Source organism: Streptomyces sp. NPDC018019 (assembly GCF_044327805.1).
Taxonomy (GTDB): Bacteria; Actinomycetota; Actinomycetes; order Streptomycetales; family Streptomycetaceae; genus Streptomyces.
Map to the genome: position 1 here is coordinate 33,448 of NZ_JBIRGD010000013.1, position 21,895 is coordinate 55,342.

Consider the following 21,895-nt stretch of genomic DNA (forward strand, 5'->3'; position numbering starts at 1 on the left):
CCTAGGACCCGTCCGCGCTCCCGCTCATTTCGGCGATGAGGCTCTTCGGCCGCATGTCGGTCCAGTGTTCGTCGATGTAGTCCAGGCATTCCTGCCGGCCGGCCTCTCCGTGTACGGAGGTCCAGCCCTCGGGAATTTCCGCGAAAGCGGGCCAGAGAGAATGCTGCCCTTCGTCGTTGACGAGAACCAGGAAGGTGCCGTTCTCGTTGTCGAACGGATTGGTCATGACGGGTTCCTTTCCCCTGTCGGCCGCGCGGCCTGGAGCTTTTCGGTGACGATGCGCCCGATCTGTGCCAAGGGCGCCGGCTGGAGCATGCTGTAGTGGTCGGTGGCGATGTCGTGCGGTTCGATGGTTCCTCCGATGAAGGGCCGCCAGCTCGCCGTGGCGTCCCACGCCTGGGAGTTCTCGGGCCGGTCGACGGTCGCGACGAAGATGACCAGGTCGCCGCCGAACCGCGGGGGCGTGTAGCCGAACGAGAGCCGGCCCGCGTTGACGGTGACCTCCCGGATGTTGGCCAGCAGCTGCTCGTCCAGGCCGCCGCCGTCGCCGCCCTGCGGGCTCTGCTCGCCCAGCTCCCGGCGGAGCACCACGTCCTCGCTCTCCCGGGCGGCGGGCGTCTCGGTGAAGACCTCGCCGGTGTCGCCGTCGAGGTAGGTGTCGAGCAGCGCGAGCAGTGCCACTTCCTCGCCCCGGGCCTCCAGCGCGGTGGCCACCGCGTAGGCGACCGTCCCGCCGAAGGACCACCCGAGGAGGTGGTACGGGCCGGTGGGCTGGACGCTGCGGATCTGCGCGACGTAGTCGGCCGCCATCTCCTCCATGGTCAGCGGCAGCGGTTCCGGCCCGGCCAGACCGCGCGCCTGGAGGCCGTAGACCGGCCGGTCGGCGGGCAGGTGCGGGAGCAGGCCCCGGTAGCCCCAGCTCAGCCCCAGGCTGGGGTGGACGCAGAACAGCGGCGGCAGGCTGCCCTGGGACCGCAGCGGCAGCAGCACGTCCAGGTCGCCCCGGCCGCCGCGGGCCGCGGTCCTGTGCCGCCGCTCGCTGCCCGGGTCCACCATGGCGATCAGACCGTCGGCGGTGCGCCGGGCCCGGTCGCCGGTGCGCAGCATCCGCGCGCCCGGCGGGCCGAAGGGACCGGCGACGAACCGCTCGGCGGTACGGGCGGGACGGTCCGCGTAACCATGGGCCGTCGCCGCGCCCGCCACGTACAGGTCGCCCGCCACCCCGGGCGGCACCGGCCGCAGCAGGTCGTCGAGCACGTACGCGCGGGTGCCGGGCACCGGGCGGCCGGTGGGCGGCGCGGCCGGTACGGACTCCCCGGGGGCGAGCCGGTGTTCGAGCCAGTGCCCGGCCGTCTCGGCGGCACCGTGGGCGGTGACCACGGTGACGTCCGGGTGCAGGGCGCGCCACTTCACCAGGTCGTCGTCGGCGGCCGGGGTGCCCGTCGACACCGCGAGGACCTCCACGGCCTCGGCCGCGTCCGGCAGTTCGGTGAGCGTCGGCAACAGCGCCCGGGTGGTCACCAGCAGCCGGATGTCCTCGGGCCCGATGGGCGTACGGACGTCCTCCGGGGCGCCGAGCCGGACGCTGCCGCCGCCGCACAGCGCCGCGAGCAGCGGGGTGACCAGCGCCGCGACGGGCGCCCGGGTGTCCAGCAGCGTGCCGCGGCGGACCGCCGGGGTGGCGTGGGCGCGGTGTGCCGTGTGGTGGGCCAGTGTCCGGTGGTCGACGACGGCGGCGGCACCGTCCGCGGTGCTGTCGAGCACCAGGGCGGGCCGGGCGGGCAGCGGCGGCCGGTGCCCGGCCGGGGCCTTCCCTGCGGTCCCGTCGGGCGCCGCCGTCACCGGGTCGTCCAGCGGCACGACCGGCACCGGGCCGCCGGCGCGCAGCTGCCCGGCCGTGGCGGTCGGGCAGACCAGGGCGGCGGGGCGGGGCTCCCGCAGGACGACCTCGATGATCTCCTCGACCGGCCGGTTGGAGTCCACCGGACGGCAGGCCGCCCCGGCCTTCAGGACGCCGGTCAGGGCGACCAGGAACGCCGTGCTGAGCGGTTCGGCCACGGCCACGACGTCCCCGGGGCCGGTCCCCTGCCCGGTGAGCCGGTGGGCCAGCAGACTGCTAGCGGCATCCAGCTCGCCGTAGGTGAGCACGCCGTTCCGGTCCACGGCCGCCACCGCGTCGGGGGTGCGGGCCGTCTGTTCGGCCAGCAGCTCGACGACGGTACGGTCCGGGACCTCGGCCGCGGTGTCGTCGGAGTCCGCCACCAGGCGGCGGAACTCGTCGTCGCCCAGCAGTACGTCCACCTGGCTCAGCCGCAGCTCCGGGTCGGCCGCGAGCTGTTCCAGGACGCGCACCAGCCGGTCGGCGAGCGCCTGTGCGGTGTCCCGGTCGAACAGGTCGGTGGCGTACTTCAGCTGTCCGTCGAGGCCGTCCGGGCCGCCGTCGGCGCCCTGGCGTTCGGTCAGGCTCAGGGCCAGGTCCAGCTCGCCGGTGGCGGCGCCCACGTCCAGCCGTGTGGTGCGCAGGCCGGGCAGCTCCCACGGGTCCCACAGTTCGATCTTGCCTTCCTCGACCTCCAGGCCGACCTGGAAGACCGGGTGCCGGTCCACCGAGGGCGGCAGGGGCAGAGCGTCCACCAGGCGCTCGAACGGCACGTCGTGGTTGTCGCGCGCGCCCCGGTCCGTCTGCTGCACCCTGCGCAGCAGTTCGAGGAAACCGGGGTCGCCGGAGGTGTCGGTACGCAGCGCCAGCGGCCCGTCGAACGGACCGACCAGACCTTCGAGGCCGTCCTCGTCCCGGCGGGGCTGGATTGTGCCGATCGTGATGTCGGTGCCCGCGCCGAGCCGGGTGAGCAGCAGGGCCAGCGCTGCCTGCACGACCATGAACGTGGTGGCCTCGCGGGGTTCGGCCGCCGCCGCGAGCCGGGCGTGCGCCGCGGCGTCCAGGCGCAGCGGCACGCTCGCCAGGCGCCGGGAGGGCAGTGCGGGCCGCGGCCGGTCGGCCGGCAGCACCGGCTCGTCGGCCAGGTCCGCCAAGGTGTCCTTCCAGTAGGACAGCTGGTCGCCGGCCAGGGTCTCCGGCTCCTCCGCGCCGCGCAGCAGCTCCTGCTCCCATCGGGCGTAGTCGGCGAACTGCAGGGCCAGCGGGGCCCGTTCGGGGGCCCGGCCCTCGCAGCGGGCGCCGTACGCCGCCGCCAGGTCGCGGAAGAGCGGGTCGAGCGACCGCTCGTCGGCGGCGATCCGGTGCACCGTGACCATCAGGACGTGTTCGGTGTCCGACAGCGCGAACAGGCGCGGCGACCAGGGTGCTTCGCGCGTCAGGTCGAACTCGTGGGCGGCGTGCGCGGCCAGCAGGTCCGGCAGTTCCGCCTCGGTCGCCGGGGTCACCGTCAGCCGCGGGCGGGCGGCGTCGTCGGTGGCGGCCAGGATGTGCTGGCGCAGCTCGTTGCGGGCACCGGAGAAGGTGGTCCGCAGGATCTCGTGGCGCGCCGCCACGTCGCCGAGCGCCGCATGGAGGGCGGCCCGGTCGAGGTCGCCGGACAGGCGCAGGGCGGCCGAGAACTGGAACGCCGCGCCGCTGTCGTGCAGCCGGGTCATCAGCCACGTCCGCAGCTGGGCGACGGTGGCGGGCGCCTCGCCGTCGTGGTCGGCCGGGGCCAGCACCGGGCGGGCCTTGGTGGCCAGCGTGCGGGCCACGCCCGCGGCGGTCGGCGCGCTGAAGAACTGCCGCAGGTTCAGCGCCGCGTCGAACTCCTCGCGGATCCGGCCGATCAGCCGCATCGCGAGGCCGGACTCCCCGCCCAGCTCGAAGAAGTCGTCGTCGGCGCCGACCTGTTCGAGCTTGAGCACGTCGGCGAAGAGGCCGCAGAGCCGTTCCTCGGTCTCGTTCTGCGGTGCCCGCCGGGCGACCCGCTCGGCGAAGTCGGGCGCGGGCAGGGCCTTGTGGTCGACCTTGCCGTTGGCGGTGACGGGCAGCGAGCCCATCACCATCACCGCGGCCGGCAGCATGTAGCCGGGCAGCACCTTGGCGGCGTGCTCGCGGACCTCGTCGGCGTCCACCTCCTGGCCGTCCGGTACGACGTAGCCCACCAGCAGCCGCTCGCCGGGGCGGTCCTCGCGGGCCGCGACCACGGCCTGGCCGACGCCGGGGTGCGCGGCCAGGGCCGCCTCGACCTCGCCGAGTTCCACCCGGAAGCCGCGGATCTTGACCTGGTCGTCGGCCCGGCCGGCGAACAGCAGCTCGCCGTCCTCCGTCCAGCGCACCAGGTCGCCGGTGCGGTACATCCTCCCCCCGCCTTCGGCCGGGGGGACCCCCATGCCGGGGGCGAACGGGCACGCCACGAAGCGCTCGGCGGTCAGCCCGGCGCGGCCCAGGTAGCCCCGGGCCAGCCCGGTGCCGGCCACGTACAGCTCGCCCGCGGTGCCCGCCGGCACCGGCTGGAGGAACGCGTCCAGGACGTAGACCTGCCGGTTGCGCAGCGGGCGGCCGATCGGCAGCACCGCGGCCGGTTCCTCGCCCGGCCGGGTCAGGTGCCAGGTCGCGCACAGCGTGGTCTCGGTCGGGCCGTACAGATGGCGTACGGCGGTGTCCGGGCAGGCCGCGCGCACCCGTGCGACGGCCGCGGCGGGCACCACGTCACCGCCGGTCAGCACCTCGCGCAGGCCGTGCAGGCACTCCGGCGACTCCTCGGCCACCACGCGGAACGTGCCGGCCGTCAGGTGCACCGCGCTCACCCCGCCGGCCACCGCGGCCCGGATGTCCTGCGCGTCCACCGCGCCCGGCGCGGCGACCACCACACGGCCGCCGGAGGCCAGCGGCACCCACACCTCGAACAGCGAGGCGTCGAAGGCGTGCGGCGCGTGCATCAGCACCGCGTCGCGCGGGCCGACCGACCAGCCCAGGTCGCCGACCAGGCCCGCGACGCCGCCGTGCGGCACCGCCACGCCCTTGGGCCGCCCGGTGGAGCCCGAGGTGTACATCACGTACGCGAGGTCCTCCGCTGCCACGCGTACCGGTACCAGGGAGTCGGCCGGGGCCACCGCGACGGCGGCCCGCACCCGGTCGTCGTCCAGCACCACCAGCTCCACGGCGGCGTCGACCGGTACCGCGTCGCGGGTGGCCGCCGTGCACACCACCGCCGACGGGCCGGAGTCGGCCAGCAGGAACGCGACCCGCTCGGCCGGGTAGCCGGGGTCCACCGGCACGTACGCGGCGCCCGTCTTCCACACCGCGAGCAGGGTCACGAGCAGGTCGGCGGAGCGGTCCATCAGCACCGCGACCCGGTCGCCGCGGGTCACACCGCGGCCGGCGAGGTAGGCGGCCAGCCGGTCGGACTCGCGGGCGAGTTCGGCGTACGACAGGGAGCGCCGCGGGTCGCTCACCGCGACCGCGCCCGGCACCTGGGCGGCCTGTCCGGCGATCAGCTCCGGCACCGTGCTGCCCGGCACCGTGGCCGCGGTGGCGTTCCACCCGGCCAGCACCAGGTCGCGCTCCGGCTCCTCCAGGACGCCGATCCGGCCGACCGGCACCGTCGGGTCGGCGGCCAGCTGCGCCAGCACCCGCACCACCCGCTGTCCGATCCGCCGGGTCGCCGCCTCGTCGAACAGGTCGGGCCGGGCGGACAGCCGCAGGCTGATGCGGTCGCCGGGGAACACGCCGAGGGTGATGGGATAGTGCGCCGCGTTGCGGGACAGTCCGGCGGGCTCCAGGGTGAGGGCCTGCGGGTCGTCCGGCCCGGCGGGCGGGCGCGGGAAGCTCTCGTAGACCACGAGGGTGTCGAAGGACGCGCCGGGGCCGGCGAGCCGCTGGACCTCCGACAGGCCCAGGTGCTGGTGCGGGAGGAGCGCCGACTGGCGTTCCTGGAGGGCGGTGAGCATGTCGATGGCCGGCTGCCCGCCGTCGAGGCGGACCCGTACCGGCAGGGTGTTGATGAACAGGCCGACCATGGACTCCACGTGCGGCAGGTCGTGCGGGCGGCCCGCGACGGTGGCGCCGAAGACCACGTCGGTGCGGCCGGCCAGCCGGGCGAGGACCAGCGCCCAGGCGCCCTGGAAGAGCGTGTTGAGCGTCAGTCCGTGGCGGCGGGCCAGTGCGGTCAGGTCGCGGGAGGGGCCTTCGGGGATGTCCATCAGGACGTCTTCGGGCACCACCGTGGCGCGGGTCCGGTCCGCCGGGACGACCAGCGTCGGCTCCCCGGCACCGGCCAGTTCGGCGCGCCACGCCTCGCGGGCGGCGTCCTTGTCCTGCCGGTTCAGCCAGGCCAGGTAGTCGCGGTAGGAGGCGGCCGGCGGCAGTGCCGCGGCGTCGCCGCCGGCCGCGTACGCCGTGGACAGTTCGGCGAGCACGATCGGCATCGACCAGCCGTCCATGAGGATGTGGTGGCTGGTGACGACCATCCGGTGCCGGCCGTCGCCGAGCCGGACCAGCAGGACGCGCAGCAGCGGCGCCGCCGCGAGGTCGAAGCGGCGGGCGCGCTCGGCCGCCGCCAGCCGCTCCGCCTCCGCCCCGGCGTCGTCCGGCGCGAGGTGCGTGAGGTCCCGCTCCTGCCAGGGCAGTTCCACCTCGCGGGCGATGACCTGCACCATGCGGGCCCCGCTGACCCGGCGGAAGCAGGCGCGCAGCGCCGCGTGCCGGGCCAGCAGGGTCTCCCACGCCGCGCGCAGCCGGCCCGTGTCCAGGGGGCCGTTGACGGCGTGTGCGGACTGCACCGTGTAGACGTCCGGCCCTTCCTCGTCGAAGGACGCGTGGAAGAGCAGCCCCTCTTGCAGTGGTGACAGCGGCCACACGTCCTCGACCATGGATCGGGTCATCGCTTTCTCCTCACAACGCCTCGTCGTGCTCGGTCGCTAGCGTTCTTCATCGGTGAATCCGGCTTCCAGCTCGTCGATCTGCTGCTGGGCGAGATCGAGCAGGCCGAAGTCGGAGGGGGTGTGACCGCCCGCGGCGGGGTCGGTGGTGTGCGCGGCCAGGCCGGTCAGCAGGTCCAGCCACGCCCGGCCGATGCGCTCGGCCGCCGCCGCGTCCGCGGCGCGGGCGGGCCGGTCGAGCGTGAGGGTCAGTTCCGGTTCGTCCGGGGTGCCCCGGGCGACGGTGCCCGCCTCCAGGAGGTACGCGGCGGGCCGGGTCGTGCCGTCGGCTGCCGCGGTACCGGCCGGCTGCCAGGGGCCGTCCGCCGGTCCGGTGCGGAGCCGGTCCCGGTGGGTGAAGGAGACGCGCGGTTCCGGCAGGGCGTCCGGGCCCGCGCCGGCCCCGGGACCGGCACGCAGTTGTTCCTTGACGGCCTTCAACAACGTACCGGCAGCCGGTCCGCCTGCCCAAGCCCCGTCCAAATCGGTGCCGGACAGGTCCAGCCGGACGGGCCGGACGGCGGTGAACCGGCCGACGGTGCGGGCCGGTCCGGCGCCGTCCCGGTCCGCCGCCGCCTCCCGGCCGTCCTGTTCGACGGCCACCACGACGGGCGCACCGCCGTCCTCGCGCGCGAGCACGCCCGCCAGGGCCGCGAGCAGCACCTCGTGGACCTCGCAGTGGTAGAGGGGCAGGGTCCGGTGCAGCAGGGTGGCGGCCGTGTCGGACGGCACGGTCCACGACTGCCGCGTACGGCCCCGGCCGGCGGACGACGCGCTCCGCTGCGGCAGTCGGCCGGCTGCCCGGTCGTCCTCGGCCGTCCGGCCGTCCAGCTCCGCCGCCCACCGCCGGAATGTCGTGCCGACGGGCGCGAGTTCCGGTACGGCTCCGGCCGCCACGGCCGCGCAGGCCGCCGCCAGGTCGGTGACGATGATGCGCCAGGACCGCTCGTCCACGACGAGGTGGTGGGCCACCAGGGCCAGCCGCCCGGCGCGTCCGGCTCCGGCGTCCAGCCACACGGCCCGGAACGCGGGGCCCGTGGCCGGGTCCAGTTGCCCCGCCGCTTCCCGCCCGGCGCGGTCCGCGACCGTGTCCAGGTCGTCGTCGGCGATGCCCGCGGCGTCGATGCGGGTGAGCACCGCGCCGGCGTCCACCGTGCCGCGTTCGCCGGCCACCAGCGCCGGTCCCGTGTCGCCGTCCGGCACCACACGGGCGCGCAGCATGTCGTGCGTGTCCAGGACGGCGGCGAGCCCGGCGGTGAGCGTGTGCGGCTCCAGGCCGGCCGGCGCGGTCACGGTGAACCACTCGGCGCGGCCCGGGTCGAAGGCGTGCCCGCCCAGCGCCCGCATCGCGGGGGTGACGGCGATCGGCCCCGTACCGACGTCCCCGGCCGCCCGTGCGCGCTCCGCCGCCCGGTCCGACTCCACGGCCTCCGCGAGGCGTTCGGGGGTCGGCTGCTCGAAGACCTGACGTGGCGTCAGCGACAGGCCGGCGCGGCGGGCCCGGGAGGCCAGCTGCATCGACATCACGGAGTCGCCGCCCACATGGAAGAAGTTGTCGTCGATGCCCACCCGTTCGAGGCCGAGCACCTCGGCGAACAGGGTGCACAGCGTCTCCTCCACCGGGGTGCGCGGTGCCCGTCCGGAGACCTGCCCGGCGAAGTCCGGCGCGGGCAGCGCCCGGCGGTCGACCTTGCCGTTCGGGGTCAGCGGCAGCCGGTCCAGCGGTACCAGGGCCGCCGGGACCATGTACTCGGGCAGCCGCTGCGCGACGTGTGCGCGCAGGGCGGCCAGCAGCGCCCCGGTGTCGCGGCCCGCGGCCGGCGCGTTGGTCCACGCCGTCAGCGGCTCCTCCGGGCCGGCGGTACCGTCCGCGGGCACGTACGTGTCCACCGGCGCGGCCCCGTCGGCCAGTCCGGCGCGGACGAACGCGACGTCCAGGCGGTCCGGCGCACCGGCGGACCAGGTGGCCCCCACCCAGTAGCCGAGGCTCTCGCCCAGCGCGTGGAACGCCTCGACGTCGGGGGCCGCCGGGTGGCCGCCGTCCGGGGGCGCCGCCGCCGGGTCCCCGCCGTCCTGGACCACGCGGGCCAGCCCCGCCTCGTACGCCACCCGGGTGTTGGGCACACCGGTGACGCGCAGCCGGTCCGGCCGTTCGCCGTCCAGGTACCGGCGCAGCGCGGCGAGGCCGCCGTCGCGGTCCGTCCAGTCGTGCTCCGGCGCGCCGCCGAGGGAGAGCACGGCGGCTCCCCGCTTGTGCAGCGTCACGTCGTAGCGGTAGCGGGTCAGCTCGTTGTGGTGCTGTCCGCGCTTGAGCCGGATGTCCACGCCCGCGGCGTCCGGCAGCCGGTCCCGCAGCGCCGTGAAGAACTCCGGGGCGACGAGGAGTTCCTTCTCCAGGACGACGCTGCGCTCCACGGCCCGCCGCAGCGCGGCCACGTCGTGGGCGTCCGCCGCGCGGTTCACGTGCACGGCGGTGGTCAGCGTGCGCAGCAGCCGTACGTTGCGCACGTCACCGACGAACAGCGCGCCGCCCGGGGCGAGCAGCCGCATCGCCAGCTCCACGACCTCCTGGAGATAGCCGGCGTTGGGGAAGTACTGGGCGACCGAGTTGAGCACGATCGTGTCGAAGTACCCGGCGGGCAGCCCGTCGGCCTCGTGGGCGGCCTGGGTGCGCAGTTCGACCCGCCCGGCCAGCCCGGGATCGCGGCTCACGTGCCGCCGCAGCTCCTCGATCGCCGACGCGGAGAAGTCGGTGCCCCAGTACGTCTCGCAGTCCGGCGCGAGCCGGGCGAGCAGCAGCCCGGTGCCGACGCCGATCTCCAGCACCCGGCGCGGGCGCAGGGCCCGGATGCGCTCGACGGTCCGCGCCCGCCATTCGCGCATCTGCTCCGGCGGGATCGGCTGCCCGTCGTAACTGCTGTTCCACCCGGCGAAGTTCTCGCCCAGCACGTCGGACTCCGGATGGGCGTGCAGGGTGTCGTACAGGTCCTGCCACTCGCCGACCTGTTCCTGTTCGAGCCGCTCGTCCCGGTCCCCGGTGGCCGTGTCCGCGACCACGTAGCCGACCAGGCGGCGGTCGCCGGGCCGGTCCTCGCGGGCCACCACGACGGCCTGGCCGACGGCCGGGTGGGTGGCGAGCGCGGCCTCCACCTCGCCCGGCTCGACCCGGTACCCGCGCACCTTGACCTGGGCGTCGGCCCGGCCGACGAAGACCAGCTCGCCGTCCTCGGTCCAGCGCGCCACGTCACCGGTGCGGTACATCCTCCCCCCGCCTTCGGCCGGTGGGACCCCCATGCCGGGTGCGAACGGGCAGGCCACGAAGCGTTCCGCGGTCGGGCCCGGCCGGTCCAGGTAGCCGCGGGCGAGGTTGACGCCGGTGACGTACAGCTCACCGGCCACCTCCGGCGGGACCGGTTGCAGGAAGGCGTCGAGCACGTACGTACGGGAGTTGGCGACGGGCCGCCCGATCGGCACCGGGTCGGCGTCCGGTGCCAGCGGCGCGCTCATCGCCGCGCACACCGTCGTCTCGGTCGGCCCGTAGGCGTTGACCATCCGCCGAGCCGCGGCCCAGCGGGCGGGCAGGTTCGCCGGGCACGCCTCGCCCGCCACGGTCAGGGTCTCCAGCGTCGCGGGCAGTTCCTCGGCCACCGCCAGCACGCTCGGCGGGACCGTCGCGTGGGTGATGTCCCAGCGGCGCAGCGCGGCGCCCAGCGAGACGCGGGGCGGCAGGCCCTCCGGGCCCGGGACGACCGACGCGGCACCGGACAGCAGGGCCATGCACAGTTCGGAGACCGCCGCGTCGAAGCTCAGCGAGGCCATCTGGAGGACGCGCGACTCCGGTGTCACCGCGAACCGTTCGATCTGGGCGCGCGCCAGGTTGCCCAGACCCGTGTGCGGGACCACGACGCCCTTGGGCCGCCCGGTGGAGCCGGAGGTGTAGGTGACGTAGGCGGCGTGGGCGCCGAACAGCGGCGCGGTCCGCTCGTCGTCGGTCACCGGACCGCCCGGCAGGGCGGCCACCTCGGCCGCCACCGCCGCGTCGTCCAGGACCACCACGGGCCCGCCGAACCCGTCCGGGACGACGTGCCGGGTCGCGGTGGTGCACACCACCGCGGACGGTGCGGCGTCCGCCAGGACGTACGCCACCCGCTCCGCCGGGTGCGCCGGGTCGACCGGTACGAAGGCGCCGCCCGCCATGGAGACGGCCAGCACGGCGGTCACCATCTCCGCCGAGCGCGGCACGGCCACCGCGGCACGCGACTCCGGCCCGACGCCGAGCCCGATCAGGTGGCGGGCCAGTCGCCCGGCCTGCGCGGCCAGTTCGCCGTAGGTCAGCGTCCCGGTGTCGGTCACCAGCGCCGCCGCGTCCCGCGACCGCGCGGCCTGGTGGGCGAACAGCTCCGGCAGCGGCGCGTCCGGGGCGGGCACCGCCGTACGGTTCCAGCGGTCCGCGACCAGGGCGCGCTCGTCCTCGCCGAGCAGCCGGATCCGGCCGACCGGTGTCCACGGGTCCGCCACCACCTGCTCCAGGGCGCGGACCAGCGCGGTCTGCATGCGTTCGGCGCGGGCGCGCGGGAAGACATCGGGCCGGTAGATGAAGTCGCCCTGTGCGCGCTCGCCGGGGGCCACGATCCACGTCAGCGGGTAGTGGCCGCGGTCCTCCGGGATTCCGGCCGGGCGTACGGCGAGGGAGTCCGGGTCGGCCGGCGGCTCGGGCGGCTGCGGGTAGTTCTCGTAGACGACGAGCGTGTCGAAGGTCGCGCCGGGACCGGCGAGGTGCTGGATCTCCGGAAGCCCGACGTGCTGGTGGGCGAGGAGCGCGGTGCGGCGCCGCTGGATGTCGGTGAGCAGTTCGGCGACGGGCTGCGCGCCGTCCAGGTGGACGCGTACCGGCAGGGTGTTGATGAACAGGCCGATCATCGACTCGACGCCGGGCAGCTCCGGCGGGCGGCCGGCGACCGTGGTGCCGAAGACCACGTCGGGGCGGCCGGTCAGCCGGGCGAGCAGCAGCGCCCACATGCCCTGGAGCACGGTGTTCGTGGTCAGCCCGAGGCCGCGGGTCAGCTCGGTCAGCCCCCGGGTGAGCTGGTCGGACAGCTCGAAGCGGATGCGTTCCGGTACGGCGGGGGCCCGGACGAGTTCGGCCGGGACCACGCTGGTCGGCTCGTCCACCCCGGCCAGTTCCGCGCGCCAGGCGTCCCGTGCGGCGTCCTTGTCCTGGCGGTCCAGCCAGGCCAGGTACTCGCGGTAGGAGGTGGCGGGCGGCAGCGTGCGGTCGTGGCCGCCCGCCGCGTACACCGACGCCATCTCGTCGATCAGCACCGGCAGCGACCAGCCGTCCTTGACGATGTGGTGGCTGGTCAGCACGAGCACGTGCCGCCGCGCGCCGAGCCGGACCAGCAGCAGCCGCAGCAGCGGTGCCACCGTCAGGTCGAAGCGGTGCTCGCGGTCGCCGTCGGCGAGCCGCTGGAGCGCGTCCGGCACCTCCTCCCCGGCCAGCCCGGTCAGGTCCGCCTCGCGCCACGGCAGCGGCACGTCCCGGGCGATGACCTGCACGGTCTCGCCGGACGCTGACGGGTGGAAGCTCGCCCGCAGAGACGGGTGGCGGACCAGCAGCGTCTGCCACGTGGCCCGCAGCCGGGCCACGTCGAGCGGGCCGGTCAGCTCCATCATCCGCTGGCCCTCGTAGATGTCCGGGCCGTCCTCGTCGAAGGCGGCGTGGAACAGCAGCCCTTCCTGGAGGGGCGACAGCGGCCAGATGTCCGCCAGGGACGGTACGGCGGCCTCCAGTTCCTCCACGGTGTCCTGGGTCAGGGTCAGGAGGGGGAAGTCGGAGGGGGTGTGCCCGCCCGCGCCGGGGCCTTCGGTGTGCGTGGCCAGGCCGTCGAGCATCGCCAGCCAGTCCTGGCCGAGCCGTTCCGCGGCGGTCTCGTCGAGGAGGCCGCCGGGCCAGCTGAGGGTCAGGGTCAGCGCGGGCCCGTCGGGGCCGTCCTGGACGACCGCGCCCGCTTCCAGGGCGTGCCGGGCGGGCATGCCCGGGTCCACGGACCCGCCGAGCGCCGATTCCCCGGCCATCTGCCACGGCGCCACCCCGCCCGTCGCCGCGTCCGTTTCCGCGCCCGCGGTGAAGCGGCCGAGGTAGTTGAACGCGATCTGCGGCGCCGGGAGGGCGGCCAGCGCGGGGCCGGTCTCCGGGTTGAGGTGGCGCAGCAGCTCGTACCCAAGGCCGTCGCCGGGCAGCGCGCGGGCCTGCTCCTTGACCCTCTTGAGCAGCGCTCCGGCGGCGGGTCCGCCCGCGCGGGCCCGGTCCAGGTCGAGACCGGCCAGGCGCAGCCGCAGTGGGTGGGTGCTGGTGAACCAGCCGACCGTACGGGACAGGTCCGCGCCGGCCAGCGGCTCGCGCCCGTGCCCTTCGATGTCCACCAGGACCCCGGCGCCGGTGTCCTGGCCGCGCTGGGCCTGCCGCCGGGTCACGGCGGCGGCCAGCGCGGCCAGCAGCACGTCGTGCACGCCGCAGTGGAAGGCGGCCGGTGTCCGGGCGGCGAGGACGGCCGCCGCGGAGCGCGGCACGGTCCAGGTGCGGCGGCACACGGTCGCCGCGGTGTCCCGCGCCGGGTCGAGGGCCCGCTCGCCGACCAGCGGGTCGGGGCCGTCCAGCAGGGCCGTCCACCGCTCCAGTTCCGCGGTGCGCGCGGGGTCCGCCGCCTGCGCGGCCAGCAGCGCCGACCACTGCTTGAAGGAGGTGCCCACCGGGTCGAGATCCGGTTCACGGTCCGCCGCCACAGCTTCGCAGGCGGCTTGCAGGTCCGGTACGAGGATGCGCCAGGAAACGCCGTCGACGACCAGGTGGTGGACGGCGAGGACCAGCCGGCCGGTCCGTCCGGGACCGGCGTCCAGCCACACCGCCTGCACCAGCACGCCGTCGGCGGGCGCCAGGCGGTCCACGGCGTCCCGCGCGGCCTGGTCCGCCAGCACGTCCAGGCCGTCGTCCGGCACGTCCGCGGCGTCGACGCGGCTGACCAGCGCGGCGGCGTCCACCGTGCCGCGCGCGGGCACCTGGAGCACCGCTTCCGGCCCGTCGCCGGTCACCCGGGCCCGCAGCATGGCGTGCGTGTCCAGTACGGCGGCCAGTCCGGCGGCCAGCACGTCCTGGCCGAGCCCGGCGGGGGCGCCCAGCACCGCCCACTGCGCGAAGGCGGCGCGCGTCGCGGCCGGTACGCCCAGCGCCCGTACCACCGGGGTCCAGGCGACCTCGCCGGCCGTGTCGTCCGGGGCGTCCTGCGCGGGCGCGTCGTCCCCGGCCACCTCGGCGACCTCGGCCAGCCGCTCGGGGGTCTTCTCCTCGAAGACCTGCCACGGCGTGACGACCACACCGGCGCGCCGGGCGCGCGAGACCAGTTGCAGCGACATGATCGAGTCGCCGCCCAGCTCGAAGAAGCTGTCCTCGACGCCCACCCGGCCGAGGCCGAGCACCTCCGCGAACAGGGCGCGCAGGACCTCTTCGGTCGCGTTGCGCGGCGCTCGCCCCGAGGCCCGTCCGGCGAAGTCGGGCGCGGGCAGCGCGGCCCGGTCGACCTTGCCGTTCGCGGTCACCGGGAGCGCGTCCAGCACCACCACGGCGGCGGGGACGAGATGGTCGGGCAGCAGCCCGGCGACGTGGTCGCGGACCGCGTCCCCGTCCACCGCCGCCCCGTCCGGCACCACGTACCCGATCAGGCGGCGTTCGCCCGGCCGGTCCTCGCGGGCCACCACCACGGCCTGGGCGACGGCCGGGTGCGCGGTCAGCGCCGCTTCCACCTCGCCGGGCTCCACCCGGTAGCCGCGCACCTTGACCTGGGTGTCGACCCGGCCGGTGAAGACCAGTTCGCCGTCCTCGGTCCAGTGCGCCAGGTCGCCGGTGCGGTACATCCTCCCCCGGCCTTCGGCCGGTGGGACCCCCATGCCGGGCGCGTAGGGGCAGGCGACGAACCGTTCGGCCGTCGGGCCGGGGCGGTCGAGATAGCCGTGCGCCAGACCCGTCCCGGCGAGGTACAGCTCACCGTCCACCCCGGGCGGTACGGGCTGGAGGAACGCGTCCAGCACGTACACCCGGCGGTGGGGCAGCGGACGGCCGATGGGCAGGGCGTCCGCCACGATGTCGCCGGGGCGCAGCCGGTGCCAGGTGGCGCACAGCGTGGCCTCGGTGGGCCCGTACAGGTGCCGGACCGTCACCTCCGGGCAGGCTTCCCGTACGCGGGCGACGGACGCCGCCGGAACCACGTCACCGCCGGTCAGCACCTCGCGCAGCCCGGCGAAGCACTCCGGCGCCTCCTCCGCGGCCACCCGGAACAGGCCCGCCGTCAGGTGCACGGCCGTCACCCCCGCCGCCACCGCCTCGCGCACGCGCCGGGCGTCGACCGTGCCGGGCGCGGCCACCACGACGCGCGCGCCGGTGGCCAGCGGCAGCCAGATCTCGTACAGCGAGGCGTCGAAGACGTGCGGTGCGTGCATCAGCACCGCGTCGTTTGGACCGAGGGACCAGCCCTGCTCGCCGGCCAGCGCCGCCACACCGCCGTGCGGCACGGCGACGCCCTTCGGCACACCGGTCGATCCGGAGGTGTACATCACGTACGCCATGTCGTCGGCGCCCAGGGTCAGTTGGGGAGCCCGCTGGTCCGCCATGGCCGCCCGTACCCGCGGCTCGTCCAGGACCACCGTCCGCCCGGCCGCGTCCGCCGGCACCACCGCTCGGGTGGCCCCGGCGCACAGCACGGCCGCCGGGCCGGAGTCCGCCAGCAGGAACGCGATCCGCTCCGCCGGATATCCGGGGTCCACCGGTACGTACGCGGCCCCGGCCTTCCACACACCGAGCAGCGCCGCGATCAGGTCGGCGGACCGCTCCAGCACCACCGCGACCCGGTCGCCGCGCCGTACGCCCAGGCCGTGCAGGTGCCCGGCGATACGGTCCGACTCGGCGTCCAACTGCGCGTATTGCACAGTCCGCTGTCCGTCCACCACGGCCACCGCGTCGCCCGCCCGCGCCGCCTGGGCGGCGAACAGCTCCGGGACCGACGCGCCGGCCGGCTTCCCGGCCGCCGTGGCGTTCCACTCCGCCACGACCCGGCCGTGCTCCGGTGCGCCCAGCACGCCGATCCGGCCGACGGGCGCCAGCGGGTCCGCCACGATCCGCTCCAGGACGCGGACCACCCGCTCCCCCAGCCGCCGGGCCTCGCGCCGGTCGAACAGGTCCGGGCGGTAGGTGACGTAGACGCGCAGCCGGTCGCCGGGCACGACGCCCACGGCCAGCGGGTAGTGGGTACCGGCCACGATGTCGGCCTGGCTGATCGTCACCTCGCCGCCCGCGCGCATGGCGCCGGACAGGGTGGCGGTGGTGCGCGGATAGTTCTCGAACATCAGCATGGTGTCGAAGACCGCGCCGGGGCCGGCCAGGCCCTGCACCTCCGAGAGCCCCAGGTGCTGGTGCGCCATCAGCGCGGACTGGCGCTCCTGGAGGCCGGTGAGCAGGCGCAGCACCGGCTGGGCTCCGTCGAGCCGGACCCGTACCGGCTGGGTGTTGATGAACAGGCCGACCATCGACTCGACGTCGGGCAGCTCCGGCGGGCGGCCGGAGACGGTGCCGCCGAACACCACGTCGGTCCGCCCGGCCAGGCGTGCCAGCACCATCGCCCAGGCGCCCTGCACCACGGTGTTGACGGTCAGGCCGTGCCGGCGGGCCAGCTCGGTCAGGGCCCGGGTGCCGTCCTCGGACAGCTCGGCGGAGCCGGTCTCGGGGGTGGCCGGTGTCCGGCCCTGGTCGGTGGTGCGGGCCACCAGCGTCGATTCCTCGGCCCCGGCGAGTTCCGCCTGCCAGGCGGCCCGCGCGGCGTCCCGGTCCTGGCGCTCCAGCCAGGCCAGGTAGTCGCGGTAGGAGGCGGTCGGCTTGAGCGCCGCGCCGTCGCCGCCCGCCGCGTAGGCCGCGCCGAGTTCGTCCAGGACGACCGGCATCGACCAGCCGTCCAGCAGGATGTGGTGGCTGGTCACCACCAGGCGGTGCCGGTCCGCCGCCAGGCGGACGAGCAGCAGCCGCAGCAGCGGTGCCGCCGCGAGGTCGAAGCGGTGGGCCCGCTCGTTCGCGGCCAGCCGTTCCAGCGCGGCCCGCTGCTCGTCCTCGGGCAGCGCCGACACGTCCGCCTCGCGCCACGGCAGGGTCACGTCCCGCGCGACGACCTGCACGGTGTCGCCGGACTCCCGCTGGTGGAAGCTGGCCCGCAGGGCGTCGTGCCGGGCCAGCAGGGCCTCCCACGAGGCGCGCAGCCGGGCGGCGTCCAGCGGCCCGGTCAGGTCCAGCAGCCGCTGGGTCTCGTAGACGTCCGGGCCCTCTTCGTCGAAGGCGGCGTGGAACAGCAGCCCTTCCTGGAGGGGCGACAGCGGCCAGATGTCCGTCAGCGACGGCACGGCCGCCTCCAGCGCCGCCACGCTCTCCTGGGTGAGGTCCAGCAGCGGGAAGTCACCGGGGGTGTGGCCGCCCGCGCCGGGGGCCTCGGCGTGGGCGGCCAGGCCGCCGAGCAGGTCCAGCCAGAGGTCGCCGAGGCGTGCCACCGCGGAGTCGTCGAGGAGGGCGGCGGGCCAGGTCAGCGCGAGGTCCAGGGCCGGCCCTTCCGGCGTGTCGCGGACGACCGCGCTCGCCTCCAGGGCGTGCCGGGCGGGCAGGTCGGGCGCGGCCGCACCGCCGATCGCGGTGGGGCCGGCCGGCTGCCACGCGGCCACCGAGCCGCCGTCCGCGCCGGCGGTGAAGCGGCCGAGGTAGTTGAAGCCGATCTGCGGTGCCGGGAGGGCGGCCAGCGCGGGGCCGGTCTCCGGGTTGAGGTGGCGCAGCAGCTCGTACCCGAGCCCGTCGCCGGGTACGGCACGCGCCTGCTCCTTGACGGTCTTGAGCAGCGTGCCGGCCGCGGAGCCGCCGGACAGCGCCTGTGGCAGGTCGATGCCGGTGAGGTCCAGACGGACCGGGTGGACGCTGGTGAACCAGCCCACCGTACGGGTCAGGTCGGTGCCGTCCAGCGGTTCCCGGCCGTGGCCCTCGACGTCCACCAGGAGTCCGGCGCCCGCGTCCGGCCGTCCGTGCGCGACGGCGCCCGCCAGGGTGGCCAGGAGCACGTCGTGCGCGCCGCAGTGGAAGGCGGCCGGGGCCCGGTTCAGTACGGTGGCCGCCGTCGCGCCGGTCACCGACCAGGAACGGCGGCGCAGGGTCGCCGCGGTGTCGGTGGCCGGGTCGGGCGCACGGGTGCCGAGCTGGGGCCCCGCGTCGGCCAGGAGTGCGGTCCAGTCGGCCAGTTCGGCCGTGCGGGACGGGTCGGTCGCCTGGGCGGTGAGGAGGTTCGCCCACCGGCGGAAGGAGGTGCCGACCGGGTCCGGTTCCGGTGCCTGTCCCGCGGCCGCGGCCTCGCAGGCGGCCCGCAGGTCGGGCGCGAGGACGCGCCAGGAGACGCCGTCCACGGCCAGGTGGTGGACGACCAGGGCGAGCCGGCCGGTGCGCCGGGGCCCGGCGTCCACCCACACGGCCCGGACCATCGCGCCCGCGGCCGGGTCGAGCCCGTCGGCGGCCTCGCCCGCCGCGCGCTCGGCGATGGCGTCCAGGTCACCGTCCGGCGCGTCCGTGGCGTCGGTACGGGTGACCAGCGCGGCGGCGTCCACCGCGCCGCGTCCCGGCACGTCGAACACCGGTCCCGCCGCGCCGTCGCGCACCCGGGCGCGCAGCATGTCGTGGGTGTCCAGGACGGCCGCCAGCCCGGCGGTCAGCGCCTCCCGGCCCAGTGCGGCCGGTGCCCCCAGGATCATCCACTGGGCGAACCCGGGCCGGGCGGCCCGCTCCCCCAGCGCCCGCATCACCGGCGTCCAGGGCACCTCGCCGACCCCCACGTCGGAGGCCGCGCGCGCCGCCGCGTCGGTACGGCCCGCCACCGCCGCCAGTCGCTCGGCGGTCCGGTGGTCGAAGACCTGACGTGGTGTCAGCACGAGTCCGGCGCGGCGGGCCCGCGAGACCAGCTGCATCGAGCCGATCGAGTCGCCGCCCAGCGCGAAGAAGCCGTCGTCGACGCCCACCCGGTCGAGGCCGAGCACCTCGGCGAACAGGCCGCACAGGATCTCCTCGGCCGCGGTGCGCGGCGCCCGTCCGGAGACCCGTCCCGCGAAGTCGGGGGCGGGCAGCGCCGCGCGGTCCACCTTGCCGTTGACCGTCACCGGCAGCGACGGCAGGACCACGACGGCCACGGGCACCATGTAGTCCGGCAGCACCTTGGCGAGGTGCTCGCGGATCTGCTCCGCGTCCGCCTCCTGCCCGTCCGGGACGACGTAGCCGACCAGCCGCCGTTCGCCGGGGCCGTCCGCGCGCGCCACCACCACGGCCTGGCCGACCGCCGGGTGCGCGGCCAGCGCCGCCTCCACCTCGCCCAGCTCGACGCGGAAGCCGCGCACCTTGACCTGCGCGTCCGCCCGGCCGACGAAGACCAGTTCGCCGTCGCGCGTCCAGCGCACCAGGTCGCCGGTCCGGTACATCCTCCCCCGGCCTTCGGCCGGGGGGACCCCCATGCCGGCGGCGAACGGGCATGCCACGAACCGCTCGGCGCTGAGCCCGGCGCGCCGCCAGTAGCCCTGCGCCAGCCCGGTGCCGGCGACGTACAGTTCGCCGGTCACGTCCGGCGGTACGGGCTGGAGGAACGCGTCCAGCACGTACACCTGCCGGTTGCCCAGCGGGCGGCCCACCGGCAGTTCGGGGCCCGTCGCGTCGCCGGGCCGCAGCAGGTGCCAGGTGGCGCACAGGGTGACCTCGGTGGGCCCGTACAGATGCCGTACGGCGAGGTCGGGGCACGCCTCCCGGACGCGGGCGACGGATGCCGCCGGGACCACGTCGCCGCCGGTCAGCACCTGGCGCAGGCCCGCGAAGCACTCCGGCGCCTCCTCCGCCACGACCCGGAACAGCCCGGCAGTGACGTGCGCCGCCGTCACTCCGCCGGCCACGGCCTCGCGGATCCGCTGCGCGTCCACCGCGCCCGGCCGCGCCACCTCGACGCGGGCGCCCGAGACGAGCGGCACCCAGATCTCGAAGAGCGACACGTCGAAGGCGTGCGGGGCGTGCATCAGCACCGCGTCGTCCGGGCCGAGGGACCAGCCCTGATCACCCGCCAGCGCGGCGACGCTGCCGTGCGGCACCGCGACACCCTTCGGCGTGCCCGTCGAACCGGAGGTGTACATCACGTACGCCACGTCACCCGCGGATACGGGAACGTGCAGCGTCGAGTCCGGTGTCTCCAGCGCGTCCAGTTCCACCAGCGGCACGCCTGTATCCACCGGAACCGCCGCCCGCGTCCCCGCACCGCACACCACCGCCGCCGGAGACGAGTCCGCCAGCATGAACGCGATCCGCTCCGCCGGATACCCCGCATCCACCGGAACGTACGCAGCCCCCGCCTTCCACACCCCCAACAACGCCACCACCAGATCAACAGACCGCTCCAACACCACCGCGACCCGATCACCACGCCCCACACCCAGACCACCCAAATACGCCGCCAGGCGGCCCGCCTCCACATCCAACTCGCCATAGGTCACAGAACGCCGACCATCCGACACGGCCACGGCATCCGGCGCCGCGACCACCCGCCGCGCGATCAGCTCCGGCACCGAGGCGGCCCCCGCAGCCTCCCCGGCCGTCGCATTCCATCCCTCCACCACCAGACGCCGCTCGTCCCCGCCCAGCACACCGATCCGCCCCACCGGCGCCGACGGATCCGCCACCACCTGCTCCAGCACCCGCACCAGCCGGCCGAAGACGGCCTCGGCGGTGTGCCGGTCGAAGAGGTCCGGCCGGAAGTCGAGCTTGCAGAGCATCCGTTCGCCCGGCACGACGACCAGCGTGAAGGGGTAGTGGGAGGTCTCCCGGCCTTCGAGGAAGCGCAGCGTGAAGGCATCGGGGCCGGTCGTCCCGCCGGGCGCCACGGGGTAGTTCTCGAACACCACCAGCGTGTCGAAGACCGCGCCGGGCCCGGCCAGCTTCTGGATCTCGCCCAGGCCCAGGTGCTGGTGGGACATGAGCGCGGTCTGCCGCTCCTGGATGCCGGCGAGGAGCCGGTGCAGCGGCTGCCCGCCGTCGAGCGGCACCCGCACCGGCAGGGTGTTGATGAACAGGCCCACCATCGACTCGACGCCGGGCAGTTCGTCCGGGCGGCCGGCCACCGTGGCGCCGAACACCACGTCGTCGCGTCCGGACAGCCGCGCCAGGAGCAGCGCCCAGGCGCCCTGTACCACGGTGTTCACCGTCAGGCCGTGGGCGCGGGCCAGGCCCACCAGGCCGCGCGTCAGGTCCTCGGGGATCTCGCCGATCAGGCTCTCGGGGACGACGGGCCGCCGGGCCGGGTCGGCCGGCGCCACCAGGGTCGGCTCGTCGTTGCCGGCCAGCTCCGCCCGCCACGCCTGCCGGGCGGCGTCCTTGTCCTGCCGGTGCAGCCAGGCCAGGTAGTCGCGGTAACGGGCCGCCCGGGGCAGCCCGGACGCGTCGCCGCCCGCCGCGTACACCGTGGTCAGCTCGTTGAGCAGGACCGGCATCGACCAGCCGTCCATCAGGACGTGGTGGGAGGTGATGACCAGCCGGTGCCGCTCGCCACCCAGCCGGATCAGCAGCAGGCGCAGCAGGGGCGGCACCGCCGGGTCGAACCGTTCGGCCCGCTCCCGCGCGGCCAGCCGCCCGGCCTCGGCCAGGGCGGCCGCCTCGCCGAGCCCGGACACGTCGGCCTCCCGCCACGGCAGTGCCACCTCGCGCGCGACGACCTGCACCGCATCGCCCGACCTGCGGCGCCGGAAGCCCGCCCGCAGCACCGGGTGCCGGGCCACCAGCGCCTCCCACGAGGCACGCAGCCGGCCGGCGTCCAGCGGGCCGTCCAGCGCCAGCGTCCGCTGTCCCTGGTAGACGTCCGGGCCCTCCTCGTCGAAGGCGGCGTGGAACAGCAGCCCTTCCTGCAACGGCGAGAGCGGCCACACGTCCTCGACAAGAGATCGGGTCATCGCTTACTCCTCAAAACGA

3 protein-coding genes are annotated in these 21,895 nt (G+C 75.9%); all 3 read right to left on the minus strand.

The annotated features are described in order from the left end of the window. Window position 1 precedes the first annotated feature (1 nt). The 3 genes from ACH4FX_RS21810 to ACH4FX_RS21820 are packed head-to-tail and all read right to left on the minus strand — an operon-like array spanning window position 2 to window position 21,876. Window positions 2-226: an MbtH family protein gene (locus ACH4FX_RS21810; protein ID WP_398481319.1), complete on the minus strand. Its 225-nt coding sequence runs from the start codon at window positions 224-226 to the stop codon at window positions 2-4. Next, complete coding sequence (locus ACH4FX_RS21815; protein WP_398481321.1) at window positions 223-6,807, minus strand: amino acid adenylation domain-containing protein; 6,585 nt, start codon at window positions 6,805-6,807, stop codon at window positions 223-225. Before ACH4FX_RS21815 ends, ACH4FX_RS21810 begins: the two co-directional genes overlap by 4 nt. A gap of 36 nt (window positions 6,808-6,843) precedes the next feature. Continuing rightward, window positions 6,844-21,876, minus strand: a complete 15,033-nt coding sequence (locus ACH4FX_RS21820) for an amino acid adenylation domain-containing protein (protein ID WP_398481323.1) — start codon at window positions 21,874-21,876, stop codon at window positions 6,844-6,846. Window positions 21,877-21,895 lie beyond the last annotated feature (19 nt).